We start from the raw sequence: 13,593 nt of genomic DNA, 5'->3' as shown, positions 1-13,593 counted from the left end.
TACAGAGCTCCACCGACTGATCGAGCAGGCCTTACTGGACCTGAAACATGCCCGCGACATGAACGACGCAGCTGGTGTCGCTCGATCCGAACGCAGACTGAATGCGCTGTTAGATCAACTGGCCAAGCGAAGTCCTGTCAACACTGTCCGGCACGAGACCTCGGTCAAGACGGCGTCTCAGTAGAGAACGGTCTTATTAGAGAACGATGGTTCCTTCTTTGGCGAGGCGGCCGATACGCCAATGTCCATGGAGCCATTCGACACGAGGAGCACGCGTGACAGTGGGATGTGGCAACCGGCCGACGTCGGTGCGCCCGATCATGCTGGGAGTGCGTCGTGCTGGCGGCTATGTGGTTGTCGCGGTACTCGGCACGACTGCGGCCTACCACCTGCGCGATCAACTCCCCCAACCCAGCGACGTCATCGCCGTGCTACGGGCAGCTGATACGACATGGCTGATCGCGGCGAGTCTCGCCATACTGATCTCCCTCGACATGTTCGCCCGCCACCAACGCACCCTGCTCGCCGGCATCGGCGTCACCCTTCCCCACCGGCACGCACTCGCTCTCGCCTACAGCCGAGCAGCGATGGCCTACAGCCTGCCCGCGGGCTCCGTCGTCTCAGCAACCTACGCCTACCGGCAGTTCCACGCCCACGGCGCCGACCGTCGAGCAGCGGCAATGGTGCTAACGCTCTCCGGCGTCCTACTGGCCACTGCACTCGCCATGATCTACGCAGCCGGCGTCATCGCGGCCGCCCTGCTAAACCTGCCCCTGGACCGCATGCTCCCACCGCAGGTAACCACGACAGCCACCGCTTCCGCCGGCGTGCTCCTCGTGATCGCCACCATCGTCATCAAACTCGCTGCCCGCTCAGTCACCAGCCGATACTGGATGCCGGCCCTCACCGCCGCGCTGGCGAACTGGTCCACCGAACTGCTGTGCCTGCTCTTCGTGACACGAGCCCTCGGGCTGGAAATCGGCATCATCCCACTAGCCGCGATGTTCCTTGGCGCCCAACTCGCCCGCCAGATCCCACTCACCCCAGGCGGAATCGGCCTCATCGAAGCCAGCCTAATCACCGGCCTCATCTCCGCGGGAACACCCGCTACCACAGCAGCCGCAACCGTACTCGTCTACCGACTCCTATCGTGCTGGCTAGTAATCAACATCGGACTACTGAGCTGGCTCTACCTGCGCAAACGCACACGCACCTCCCCGAACACGCACCTACCCACATAACCGCAGTCGTTGGTGTGCGCCTACCCTGCGTTGGCGAGTGAGCGGTGTGCGGCGGTGGTGACGGCTTCGGTGGTGATGCCGAATTCGCGGTAGAGGGTGGTGTAGTCCGCCGAGGCGCCGAAGTGTTCGAGGGAGACGATCTCGCCGGTGTCGCCGACGAACCGGTGCCACGGCTGGGCGATGCCCGCCTCGACGGCCACGCGCGCGGTCACCGACGGCGGCAGCACACTCTCGCGGTAGGCGGCGTCCTGGGCGTCGAACCATTCGACACACGGCATGGAGACCACCCTGGTGGGCACGCCGTCGGCCTGCAACGCCTCGCGGGCGGCGAGCGCGAGTTGGACCTCGGAGCCGGTACCGATGAGCACCACCCGCGGTGGGCCGCCGTCGGCGTCGGCGAGCACGTAACCGCCCTTCGCGACGCCCTCAGCGGCCAGTTCCCGGGTGCCGTCGAGCACGGGGACGTTCTGCCGCGTGAGGCACAGCCCGGTGGGAGCGTCGGTGATCTCGAGGGCACGCCGCCAGGCGGCGGCGGTCTCGTTGGCATCAGCCGGGCGGACCACGTTCAAGCCCGGGATGGCGCGCAGCGACGCGAGCTGCTCGACCGGCTGGTGCGTGGGCCCGTCCTCGCCGAGCCCGATGGAGTCGTGGGTCCACACATAGGTCACCGGGGCCTGCATCAGCGCGGCGAGCCGCACAGCGGGGCGCATGTAGTCGCTAAAGATGAGGAACGTGCCGCCGTAGGGGCGGGTGCCGCCATGCAGCGCGATACCGTTGAGGATCGAGCCCATCGCGTGCTCCCGCACCCCGAAGTGCAGGTTCCGCCCGTATGGCCGGGCGGTGAACTGGCTGGTGCTCGACGAGACGGGGCCGAACGAGTCCGAACTCTTGATCAACGTGTTGTTCGAGCCAGCCAGATCGGCCGAGCCACCCCACAACTCCGGCAACACGTCGGCCACCGCGTTGAGCACCTCACCGGAGGCCTTCCGCGTCGCCACCCCCTTCGCGTCCGGCGCCCACACAGGTAGCGCCTCAGTCCAGCCTTCGGGCAGCGCACGGGTGGCGAGCCGGTCCGCGAGCGCCTTCGCCTCCGGATGGGCCGCCGCCCAGGTGTCGTAGCGCTCGTTCCACGCGGCATGCGCGCGCTTGCCGCGCTCGGTCGCGCCGCGGGTGTGGGTGAGCACATCCTCGTCGACGGCGAAATGCTGATCCGGATCGAAGCCGAGGATGCGCTTGACGTCGGCGACCTCCTCCGCCCCCAGCGCGGCACCGTGGGCGGCACCGGTGCCGCCCAGCGTCGGAGCCGGATACCCGATCAGGGTGCGCAACAGAATCATGGACGGCCGCGTCGTGTCCGCCTTCGCCGCCTCGAGGGCCGCCTCGATCGCGACGACGTCCTCACCACCGGCGACGGTCTGCACATGCCAGCCATACGCCTCATACCGGGCCGCGGTGTCCTCGGACAGTGCGATCGCGGTGTCGTCCTCGATCGAAATCTGATTGTCGTCGTAGATCACCACCAGATTGCCCAGCTCCTGGCGGCCCGCGATCGACGACGCCTCCGACGTCACACCCTCCTCAATGTCACCATCGGAGGCGATCACATAGATGTGGTGGTCGAACACGCTCGTGCCAGCAGGGGCGTCCGGGTCGAACAAGCCACGCTCCCGGCGGGCGGCCATCGCCATCCCCACCGCGTTCGCCAACCCCTGACCCAACGGGCCCGTCGTCGTCTCGACCCCAGGGGTGTGGCCGTACTCCGGGTGACCGGGCGTGCGCGAACCCCACTTGCGCAGCGCCTTCAAATCGTCCAGCTCCAGGCCGTAGCCCGCGAGGAACAACTGGATGTAGAGCGTCAAACTAGAATGCCCAGCCGAGAGCACGAACCGGTCCCTGCCCTGCCAGGACGGATCAGCCGGATCATGGTGCATCACGCGCTGGAACAAGCTGTAGGCCACCGGCGCCAAACTCATCGCAGTACCCGGATGCCCACTACCGCAACGCTCGACCGCATCAGCGGCCAACACACGAATCGTGTCCACCGCACGGGTGTCCAGCTCAGTCCAGTCCGCGGGCACGTTCCGTCGAACCAGCGGGTTGTTCGCACGTGTTGCAGCGTTCTCGATCACGGGATCCCGTCTTCCTTACCCGAATCTTGGCTCTTGAGCAGTTCGACCTAGGCGAACACTACCGGCACGACCTCACGTGGAATCATCTGTTCGACCCCACCTCCATATGCCCGCCGAAGGCCTTACGCATTGCCGACAGCGCCTTGTCCGCGTAGTCGCCCTCGTTTCGGGAACTGAAGCGTTCGTACAGCGCGGCCGTGAGCACATAGGCGGGTACACCCTCGTCGACCGCGGCCTGCACGGTCCAGCGGCCTTCACCGGAGTCCGCGACCTGTCCGGTGAACTCCGCCAGTTCGGGGTCGTCACGCAGCGCGGCGGCAGTGAGGTCCACAAGCCACGAGCTGATGACACTGCCTCGCCGCCACATCTCCGCGATCGCGGCGATGTCGAAGTCATAGCGGTAGAACTCGGCGTCGCCAAGAGGAGCGGCTTCGGCGCTGCTCTCACGGTCGGCCATTCCGATGTTCGCCTTCCGTAGGATCGCCAGCCCCTCGGCCAACGCAGCCATTTGGCCGTATTCGATTCCGTTGTGCACCATCTTCACAAAATGTCCCGCGCCCGCCGGACCACAGTGCAGGTAGCCACGCTCCTCCGTCGACGGCTCGTCGACTCGGCCGGGTGTCCTTGCTGCCACGTCCACACCAGGTGCCAGCGCGCGGAACACCGGGTCGAGCCGGGCCACGACATCGGCCTTGCCGCCGATCATCAAGCAGAAGCCGCGATCCAATCCAAACACTCCGCCACTGGTGCCGACATCGACATAATCGATGCCGTGCTCCGCTAGCGCGTCGGCCCGGGTTACGTCGTCTCGGTAGTACGAGTTGCCACCGTCAATGACAACGTCACCGGCGGTGAGCTCGGTGGCGAGTTCATCCACTACCGCACCGGTCAGTGCGGCGGGCACCATCACCCACACCACTCGGGGTGGCTGCAGCTTGCTGACCAAGTCCGGAATCGAGGTCGCACCGAGTGCGCCGTAGGTTTCCACCTGGGAAACCGCTTCCGAGTCGGCATCGTAGACAACGCACTCGTGCCGCTCCCGCAGCAACCGCCGAACGAGGTTCGTGCCCATCCGACCGGCACCGATCATGCCAACTTGCACGTCAGTCTCCCTTCATCGCCATCGCGGCCGCGATATCGCTACGCAGCGCCGTCCACGACTTCTGAAACTTGGCCACACCCTCTTTTTCGAGCTGGGTTACGACGTCATCGATGTCGACTCCTACCGCAGCCAGACTCTTGAACACGTGCCGAGCCTCGTCGTAGTGCGCCCTGACCCGGTCACCACGCACCTGCCCGTGGTCGGCTACGGCGTCGAGGGTGGCTTCGGGCATCGTGTTGACCGTGTCCGGCGCGACGAGGTCCACCACGTAACGGGTGTCGTCATAGGCTGGATCTTTCACACCCGTTGACGCCCACAGTGGACGTTGTGGGCGCGCCCCGTGCTCGGCCAACCGTCGCCATCGCTCGGTGGCGACGACTCGCTCATGGTGTTCGTAGGCAAGCCTGGCGTTGGCGATCGCGGCATGCCCACGCAATGCGTGTGCCTGCCGAGTTCCTAACGTGTCCAACCGGACGTCCACCTCGGTGTCAACCCGGCTAACGAAGAACGAGGCGACCGAGTTGATCGCGTCCAGTGGGCGACCCGCCGCATGCGCCCGCTCCAAACCATCCAGAAACGCCTCGGTCACCGCCCGATAGCGCTCCAACGAGAAGATCAAGGTGACATTCACGCTGATCCCTTCGGCAAGACAGGCCGATATCGCGGGCAGACACTCCACTGTGGCCGGAATCTTGATCAACACATTCGGCCGATCCACCAGCCACGACAGCAAGCGCGCCTCAGCCACCGTCCGCTCCGCGTCGTACGCGAATCCGGGGTCCACTTCGATCGACACCACGCCATCCGCGCCAGACGTAGAAGCGAATACCGGCCACAGCACATCACACGCCGCTCGCACGTCATGCGCCGTAACCAACCGCACCGCCTCACCCACCGGAGTATCCAGCGCGGCCAGGTCGGCCAACTGCCGCTGATAGGTCGCCCCGGAAGCAATCGACTGCTGAAAGATCGTCGGATTCGTCGTCACCCCAGTGACGTGCCGATGCGCCACCAGTTCCGCGAGGCTTCCCGACTCCAGCCGTTCCCGGCTCAAATCATCCAGCCACACCGCTACACCGGCGCCTGTCAGGCGCTCCAGCGCGTCAGCCATCACCCACTCCTCACGCTTTCATCAGCGCGTGCATGTTTTCGCGCGACATTCTGCACGATATCATGCAGTATGATCTATACAGAGTCAATGACGCATGGCACCCCCGGGCTACGCTGGAGCGCGCAGCACACGAGCAAGGAGGGTCTGATGGCCACGAGCACGCGTCGGCGCGAAATCCTGCACCGGCTGCTCGCCGAGGGGTACGTCGAAGGCAAAGACTTGGCCGCGGGGCTCGGTGTCGATGCGTCCACGATCCGGCGCGACCTCGACGCATTAGCCAGGGCTGGCAAGGTCCAACGCACACACGGCGGGGCTCGCCCGCTTCCGGGGAACGCGACCGATATTCCCTACACCACAAAACAAGCACAGCGCCTCACCGAGAAGGCCGCCATAGCCCTCAGCGCGGCCAGCCGCGTCCGCGACGGCGACACGGTCATCCTTGATAGCGGATCCACCACCTACGAGGTGGCCGCCGCACTCCGCGACCGCAACGGACTCACCGTGATAACCAACGATCTGCGCATCGCGAAGTTCGTAGCCAGCCTGAGTGACGTGCGACTACTCGTCACCGGGGGCGAACTCCTCGGCTCTGTTTTCACACTCATCGGCGAACGAGCCGTGGATTTCCTCAGCGACTACACCGCCCAATGGACCTTCCTCGGCGCCGATGCCATCGATCCCATCGCAGGCATCACCAACACCAACACCCTCGAGGTGCCCATCAAACGCGCCATGATCGCAGCAGGTGAAGAGGTCGTCGTCGTCACAGACAGCACGAAATTCGGCCAGCGCGCACTGGCCAGAGTCGCCAGCATCGACGAAACCGACCTCATCATCACCGACACCGGGCTCAACGACATCAGCAGCTACGGAAACCGCGTACTTCGAGTGCCGCCAACACATCACACAGTTGTTCCTGCTCCGACAGGCACCCACATCGGGGACAACCACGAGGGCCAAAGCCAGTGACCCATTCCATCGACAGATCGCTGGCCGACGACATACTCGGCGAACCACGGAACTACACGAGCCGTGATGTCGCCGCGGCCACAGACGTACAGATCCACCGCGCCCGAAGATTCTGGCGCGCTCTCGGCTTCGCCAACGTCGATGAGTCTGAGGTGGAGTTCACCGCCTCAGACATCAATGCTCTTCGCATTCTGACAAGCCTGGTCGCAGATGACACGGTCAGTGAGCCACAGGTGGTCCACTTCACCAGGCTGCTTGGACGGGCAATGTCCCGACTGGCCGCATCCCATGTCGAACTCCACTACGAACCATCCGACCAACGCGACAACCCTGATCACGACAAGTCCGCGGAGGCACGACAGCACACCACCCGCGTGAGCCACGATCTCGAATGGCTCTTCGGCTACGCCTGGCGACGCCATCTGCGCGCCGCGCTAAACCGTCTCAACGCGCATCACGACGGAACCAGCCCGACGACCCTCGGTGTGGGATTCGCCGACATGGTCGGATTCACCGAGCTCAGCAACCGCACGTCCGAAACCGAGCTCACGCACATCATCGAACGATTCGAAGGACGCGGTGCTGACACCATCACCGCACACGGCGGCACTATTATCAAGCTTCTCGGTGACGAAATTCTTTTCGCCGCCGCCGACACTGACACTCTCGCTGAGATCGCTACCGAACTCATCGCCACCTTTGACAATGACCGCGACATACCCGCCGTGCGTATCGGTCTCACCTACGGCCCGATCATCTGTCATCTCGGCGACGTATTCGGCCCAACCGTGAATCTCGCCAGCCGACTCACACGTCTGGCCGAACCCGCCACCATCCTCACGACGCAGCAGCTGGCGACCGAACTCAGTACCAAGGCCGAGTACGCACTACACCCGGCCGGAACGCACACGCTGCGTGGTATCGGCCCGACACGCGTCATGCGGCTAACGAAGCAACACAGGTAGTTGAGCGTGGTAGCTCAGGGCCAACAGTGGGTCATCACCCCATGCCGCTGCTGGGCGGATAGGCATGCTGATCCGATGACGAGCCGCGGAACTGGGTGGGCACTCGAAGAGACGATTCGCCTGAGCCGACCGGCAGCGCACTCCATCTGCTGAACCAGTGCTCCAGAAAGGACCCAGGCGTTACCCGTGTCGCCCACAGATCCCACAGCGTATCCACATCGTGCGACAGCCACGGATCACACTGGGACGTCACGTCAACAGCGCCCGCACCAACATGCCGCTCAGCCGACCCCGATCCGAACTCAGGACGCAGCCACTCAGCGCTACGACTGGCGAGAACAGTGGTGCCAGTCCCGGCACTATCTCGCACCATCGCCGGTGACCGCCGCGGAACGGATCGCAGGAAATCGCGTAGTCCCTGCGCGGTCAACCCAGGCAGGTCAGCGACCAGCAAAGCGACCTGTCGATAACCTTCCTGCACAGCAGCCGCACGCCCCTGCCGGAATGCGGAGTTCAACGGATCCGGTCCTTCACCACCCGTGTGGTCCTCCACCGCGCGAAACCGTCTCGAACCAACTGTCCGTGCGAGATCCGCCAGGACCTCCGGCGGGGCCACCACAAAGCACTTGCCTACCTCTGGCATGTCGCAGATCGTGCGCAGCGTGTCTTTCGCGAGTGCCTGTACCAAGGTGACTCGTTCGGCGAAACCCAGATCTAGTAGCATTCTGCTCTTGGCCGACGTCCACGATTTCACCGGCAGGATGATGCTCCAGTCGTTCACAGCGTCTTCCCTCCGCACCATCAACTCAACGCCCGCAACCCGGGAAGAACTTGCTCAGCGAAGCTCCGCAGAAACCGTTCTTGATCGTGGCCAGGACCGTGGAAGACAAGATGATCAAAGCCCGCATCAACGTAAGTCTTGATCTGCGCAAGCGCCTCCTCAGGATCCGATGTGACGATCCAGCGGCGAGCGACCTGCTCGATCGGTAGCTCGTCGGCCGCCTTCTCCATCTCGGCTGGATCTTCGATGCCCGCCTTCTGCTCCGGAGTCAACGACAGTGGCGCCCAGAAGCGCGTGTTCTCCATGGCCTTGTCCGCATCAGGGTCGAAAGACAGCTTGATCTCGATCATGCGGTCGAGATCCCGCAACTCGCGGCCACTGTTTCTGGCACCCTCGGCGACAGCTGGCAACAGCTTCTCGGTATAGAGCTCCATCCCCTTACCGCTGGTGCAGATGAACCCGTCCGCCTGCTCGCCCACGTACTGCGCCATCACTGGCCCACCCGCGGCTATGTAGATCGGTATTCCCTCATCGGGCCGGTCGTACACTGTCGCATCGAGAGTCTGGAAATACTCGCCGTCGAACGTCACCCGCTCGCGACGCCACAGCATCCGCATCAGGTCAACGGCTTCCCGCAGCCGCGCAAGCCGTTCCTTGAATCCCGGCCACTTCACGCGCGCGACGGCGACCTCGTTCAGCGCCTCCCCACTGCCGACGCCGAGCACAATCCTGCCGGGATACAGGCAACCGAGCGTGCCGAACGCCTGCGCCAACACGGCAGGGTTGTACCGAAACGTCGCAGTCAACACGCTCGTGCCGAGAACGACACGTGACGTCCGCTCACCGACGGCGGCTAGCCACGCGAGGGAGAATGGTGCGTGACCGCCGTTCTGCCGCCATGGCTGGTAGTGATCGCTCACCATGACGCTATCCAGCCCAACTTGTTCCGCGAGGACGGCGAACTCCACAAGGTCACGCGGACCGAACTGCTCGGCCGAAGCCTTGTAGCCAATTTTCAATACCATCCGGCTCACCACCAGCACTCGTCACGTTGTCGCTATTACGGTCCGAGAACAACCCGGAACAGCGCGCTCTACATCGCCGCATATGTAACACCTGATGCATTTCGCGTAATAGCTCGCCGCTCATCTGCACGTCGCACGCGTTGCGAGTGCATCGTCAATTGACCTGAAAAGACAGTACCGAATACGAGAAACCATTAGAAGACCGTGATTTACTATTTCTCCACAAATTTCCGCCGGGCAGACTGTGCCTGTGACCAAACAGCGACATGGAGTGGCGTTCCTCGCGGTGGCCACGTGGTAAACGCCAGCGCTCTGCACTAATTGAGTGATTGACTTTCTACAGCTCAGCTAGGGACGCGGCGTACGGCTGAGCACTAGCCTGTTGGTGTAAGTACTGCATGGGCCTCTACTACGTCAGTGACCTAAGCGCCGCGTTCCCCATTACCGGAGGCACAACAACCACGGCGACACGAGGCTCCTGCCTCGATAGAGAACCCGATGACAATTGATCATCCGTACAACCCGAACAAAACGTGGGGTTACGTTAATGCGTATTGGAATTGATGTCGGCGGAACCAACACCGACGCCGTTCTCCTCAGCGGAAACACAATTCTCGCGGAGACCAAATCGGCAACGAGCGCTGACGTCACCAGCGGCATAAGTGACGCGCTTAACGAGCTGCGACGGAAGCATTCATTCGAACCGGCATCGATCCAAGCGGTCATGATTGGCACCACGCACTTCATCAATGCCATCGTCGAGGCTGACCGTCTCTGCCCTACGGCCGTCGTCCGACTCGGGCTACCGGTCACTGAGGCACTGCCCCCACTTGTGGGCTGGCCCGACAACCTCCTGAGGGCGATAAGCGCGCGAGGATATCTCTGCCACGGCGGCCATGAGTTCGACGGTACAACGATCTCCGCGCTCGACTACTCCGAGATCAACCGAGTCGCGGCTGATCTCGGCGAACATGGCATTCGCTCCGTGGCGATCTCATCGGTGTTCAGCCCGGTGAACGCCGAGATGGAAGCCGAAGTGGCCGCGCTCTTGCGGGAGAAGCTGCCCAGCGTGCATATCAGCACCTCTCACGAGATCGGCAGAATCGGCCTACTCGAGCGCGAGAGCGCCACCGTCATCAATGCGGCGTTGCGCGAACTGGCCGACCAGGTATGTACCGGCCTTGCAACCACACTTGCGCACGCTGGTATTCACGCCCCACTTTACCTGAGCCAGAATGACGGGACTCTGATGGACGTAGGCTACGCGCGGGAGTACCCGGTTGCCACGTTCGCTTCCGGCCCTACGAACTCGATGCGCGGTGCCGCGTTTCTGTCCGGACTCGAAGATTGTGCCGTAGTCGATGTCGGTGGAACCACGAGCGATGTCGGGATCTTGCGGTCCGGGTTCCCTCGGGAGGCGACCGCAGAGGTAAGTGTCGGTGGGGTACGCACCAACTTCCGCATGCCCGACGTCTTGTCCGTCGGAATAGGCGGCGGCAGCCGCGTACGGGAAGAGAACGCGACCGTGACGGTCGGTCCGGACAGTGTCGGCTACCGGTTGCGTGACGAAGCCATGGTGTTTGGCGGGCAGACCATGACGGCGACCGATCTCGCGGTGGCGGCGGGCAAAGCCGCCATCGGTGATCCGAGCTTGGTTGGCCACATCGACTCCGCGTTCGTCCGGGCCGGGCTCGACGCGATCGCCGAACAGGTGGCGACCACCGTCGACCGGATGCGAACCAGCTCGAACCCGGTGCCGGTGGCACTGGTCGGCGGCGGGAGCATCTTGCTACCCGACGAACTCGCCGGCGCCGCCAAGGTGGTGCGTCCGGACCACTACTCCGTAGCCAACGCGGTCGGCGCGGCTATCGCTCAGATCGGTGGCGAAGTTGATCGGATCTTTCCCATCGCCCCGGGACAGCGAGATGAGGTTCTCGACACGGCGAAGCACGAGGCTGTGGACAAGGCCGTCGCGGCGGGCGCCGACCCCACATCGGTCGAGATCGTCGACGTCGAGGAAGTTCCGATCGCCTACCTGCCTGGCAACGCGACCAGAGTCAGGGTGCGCGCCGTAGGAAACCTGATCCTCGACAACTCGTAATGACCCACTTTCGCTGACCATCTTCTTGCCGAACCCGTCCGGAAGGACACAACATGGCCTTCGAAATCACCCCTGACGACCTCGGTGACCTCGCACGCGGTGCCGCGCTGCTCGGTACCGGCGGCGGCGGAGATCCGACGATCGGCCGCACGCTGGTGTCCGAGGCGTTGCGCAGAAACGGCCCGGTCACAGTCATCAGTCCCGACGAACTCAGCGACGACAGTCTCATCATCCCCACCGCGCTCATCGGAGCACCGAGCGTACTTGTAGAGCGACTACCACGCGGCACTGAACCGGTCAGTGCGCTACAAGCATTGGAACGCCACCTGGGATGTAAGGCCACCGCGACGATGCCCATCGAATGCGGCGGTATCAACTCAACCATCCCGCTGTTCGTCGCTTCACAACTCGGAATTCCGGTCGTCGATGCGGACGGGATGGGGCGGGCCTTCCCCGAACTCCAAATGGAGACCTTCGCGATCTACGGCGTCACCGGATCGCCATTGGCGATCTCCGACGAGCACGGGCACACCGCGATACTCGACACCGGTGACGACAACAAGAGCCTCGAAGGATGGGCGCGAGTTCTGGCGATCAAGGTCGGCGGAGTCAGCTACATCGCTGAATACTCGATGAACGGCGCCGAGGCTCGCAGGACGGCGATACCAGGGACACTGTCACTCGCATTGCGACTCGGCCGCACGTTGCGTGAAGCCAGGGAGAACCACCGTGATCCCGCAGAAGCCCTCAGCGACGCCCTCACCGACACACTGTACGGACATGGCGAATCCATCTTCACCGGAAAGATCGTCGACGTTGAACGTCGAACCGTCGAAGGTTTCACCAGGGGGACCGCCACGATCACCGGATTCGACACCGACTCGACCTGCACCATCGACTTCCAGAACGAGTTTCTCGTTGCCAGGGTCGACGGAAACACGCGAGTCGTGGTACCCGACTTGATCACCGTCCTCCACCTGGAAACCGGTGAACCGATCACCGCCGAAGCGCTGCGTTACGGGCAACGTGTCCGCGTCTTCGCGATAGCCACACCACAAATGATGCGCACGCCCGAGGCGCTCAATGTCATCGGCCCGAGCGCGTTCGGCCTCGACGAGGAGTTCGTCCCGTTCGAGCAGCGGACGAAGGCCACCGTACTGTAACCGGCACCGACAAGGAGGGCAGCCCGATGTCGACGATCCTCAACAACACGCGCCCCATCGTGCACTGGCCAACCTCACCCAGAGACGCCGCTCGTCTCCTTGCCGAACTCGGCACGGACAGCGAGGTACTGGCAGGTGGCACGTGGATCCTGCGAGCACACTTGCGCAGAGAGCAGCAACGATCGAACTACGTATCACTCCACCATCTCACCGGACTGCGAGAGGTGGGCACCGGTAAGGACGTCACCCTCGGTGCGATGCTCACTCATTCCGACATCGCGGCGATCAACGGCGGCACGGCGTTCTCGTGCGTCGCGGAGGCCGCAGGCGTGTCCGCCTTTCCCCAGGTGCGAAACACCGCGACCCTCAGTGGAAACATCGCGACCACAGCTTTTGCCGAAGCCGACCTTGTACCAGCTCTGCTCGCGGCCGACGCCGAGCTCGAGCTGTGCACCCCGACAGGGTTCAGTCGCCTCGACATCCAGTCCTACCTCGCGTCCCGCGGCAACCGGCCGACGGGTGAGCTCATCACCCGGGTGACTGTGCGAGCACCGTCCACTCGGCACTCGGCATTCGAGCGAATCACGGTTCGCGCGGCAGGTGAGTACGCCATCGCGAATGTCGGTGTCTCGATAGACCTCGACGAGGATGGCACCGTGGGAGGTGCGCGAATCGCGGCGGGTAGCGTCGAGCCGGTGGCACGGCTGTGCGAAGCCGCCGCGGCTGAACTCACCGGCCAGTCGCTCCACGACACGGTGATCGACCGAGCGGGCGCCGCGGCTGCCGCCGAATGCACCGCACGCGATGGTTTGGACGCACCGGGATGGTACCGCCTTGAGGTGCTGCCCACGCTGATCCGCCGTGCGCTGAAGCGCGTCGAACGCACATCGGCCGCATCAACATAGCCGAACTCGCTAGTATTCTCCGGCTCCCGGGTACGCGACGTGCCCGGGAGCCGACGTTTCTCCGCATTCACCAGTTCGAGCGCCGAAGTTCCTGATCAACG

Annotated in this window: 11 protein-coding genes; 6 read left to right on the top strand and 5 right to left on the bottom strand. The window is 63.8% G+C overall.

Annotated elements, in window-relative coordinates:
• Window positions 1-275 precede the first annotated feature (275 nt).
• Window positions 276-1,241: a lysylphosphatidylglycerol synthase transmembrane domain-containing protein gene (locus AMYHA_RS08105; RefSeq protein WP_169732909.1), complete on the top strand. Its 966-nt coding sequence runs from the start codon at window positions 276-278 to the stop codon at window positions 1,239-1,241.
• A 20-nt stretch (window positions 1,242-1,261) separates the two neighbouring features.
• Here the strand turns inward: AMYHA_RS08105 and tkt are convergent, their stop codons facing one another.
• The 3 genes from tkt to tal all read right to left on the bottom strand — a co-directional run bounded on the left by tkt (window position 1,262) and on the right by tal (window position 5,583).
• On the bottom strand, window positions 1,262-3,370 hold the full coding sequence (tkt, locus tag AMYHA_RS08100) for a transketolase (RefSeq protein WP_034269595.1): 2,109 nt from the start codon (window positions 3,368-3,370) through the stop codon (window positions 1,262-1,264).
• 82 nt (window positions 3,371-3,452) lie between these two features.
• On the bottom strand, window positions 3,453-4,472 hold the full coding sequence (gnd, locus tag AMYHA_RS08095) for a phosphogluconate dehydrogenase (NAD(+)-dependent, decarboxylating) (protein ID WP_034269592.1): 1,020 nt from the start codon (window positions 4,470-4,472) through the stop codon (window positions 3,453-3,455).
• A gap of 1 nt (window position 4,473) precedes the next feature.
• On the bottom strand, window positions 4,474-5,583 hold the full coding sequence (tal, locus tag AMYHA_RS08090) for a transaldolase (RefSeq protein WP_034269590.1): 1,110 nt from the start codon (window positions 5,581-5,583) through the stop codon (window positions 4,474-4,476).
• An 87-nt stretch (window positions 5,584-5,670) separates the two neighbouring features.
• On the opposite strand from tal, the gene AMYHA_RS08085 reads away from it, so the two are divergent.
• On the top strand, window positions 5,671-6,552 hold the full coding sequence (locus tag AMYHA_RS08085) for a DeoR/GlpR family DNA-binding transcription regulator (protein WP_231104657.1): 882 nt from the start codon (window positions 5,671-5,673) through the stop codon (window positions 6,550-6,552).
• Window positions 6,549-7,517: an adenylate/guanylate cyclase domain-containing protein gene (locus AMYHA_RS08080; protein ID WP_051399668.1), complete on the top strand. Its 969-nt coding sequence runs from the start codon at window positions 6,549-6,551 to the stop codon at window positions 7,515-7,517. The genes AMYHA_RS08085 and AMYHA_RS08080 overlap by 4 nt, the downstream gene beginning before the upstream one ends.
• A 34-nt stretch (window positions 7,518-7,551) precedes the next feature.
• On the opposite strand, the gene cofC is transcribed toward AMYHA_RS08080, so the two are convergent.
• Both cofC and fgd read right to left on the bottom strand, forming a co-directional pair.
• Window positions 7,552-8,298, bottom strand: coding sequence for a 2-phospho-L-lactate guanylyltransferase (cofC, locus tag AMYHA_RS26910; protein ID WP_169732908.1), 747 nt, complete (start codon window positions 8,296-8,298; stop codon window positions 7,552-7,554).
• Between the two features lie 20 nt (window positions 8,299-8,318).
• Window positions 8,319-9,323, bottom strand: coding sequence for a glucose-6-phosphate dehydrogenase (coenzyme-F420) (gene fgd / locus AMYHA_RS08075; RefSeq protein ID WP_034276356.1), 1,005 nt, complete (start codon window positions 9,321-9,323; stop codon window positions 8,319-8,321).
• 547 nt (window positions 9,324-9,870) lie between these two features.
• Here fgd and AMYHA_RS08070 point away from each other — a divergent pair.
• The 3 genes from AMYHA_RS08070 to AMYHA_RS08060 are packed head-to-tail and all read left to right on the top strand — an operon-like array spanning window position 9,871 to window position 13,492.
• The gene (locus AMYHA_RS08070; protein ID WP_034269588.1) at window positions 9,871-11,424 is read left to right on the top strand and encodes a hydantoinase/oxoprolinase family protein; all 1,554 of its coding nucleotides are present in this window, start codon (window positions 9,871-9,873) and stop codon (window positions 11,422-11,424) included.
• A 53-nt stretch (window positions 11,425-11,477) separates the two neighbouring features.
• The gene (locus AMYHA_RS08065) at window positions 11,478-12,587 is read left to right on the top strand and encodes a DUF917 domain-containing protein (protein ID WP_034269585.1); all 1,110 of its coding nucleotides are present in this window, start codon (window positions 11,478-11,480) and stop codon (window positions 12,585-12,587) included.
• A 26-nt stretch (window positions 12,588-12,613) separates the two neighbouring features.
• The gene (locus tag AMYHA_RS08060) at window positions 12,614-13,492 is read left to right on the top strand and encodes an FAD binding domain-containing protein (protein WP_034269582.1); all 879 of its coding nucleotides are present in this window, start codon (window positions 12,614-12,616) and stop codon (window positions 13,490-13,492) included.
• Window positions 13,493-13,593: the final 101 nt, after the last annotated feature.

It is taken from the genome of Haloechinothrix halophila YIM 93223, from assembly GCF_000504245.1.
GTDB lineage: Bacteria > Actinomycetota > Actinomycetes > Mycobacteriales > Pseudonocardiaceae > Haloechinothrix_A > Haloechinothrix_A halophila.
Note: the sequence above shows the minus strand (reverse complement) of the source record. Positions and strands in the feature narration are given on the sequence as shown.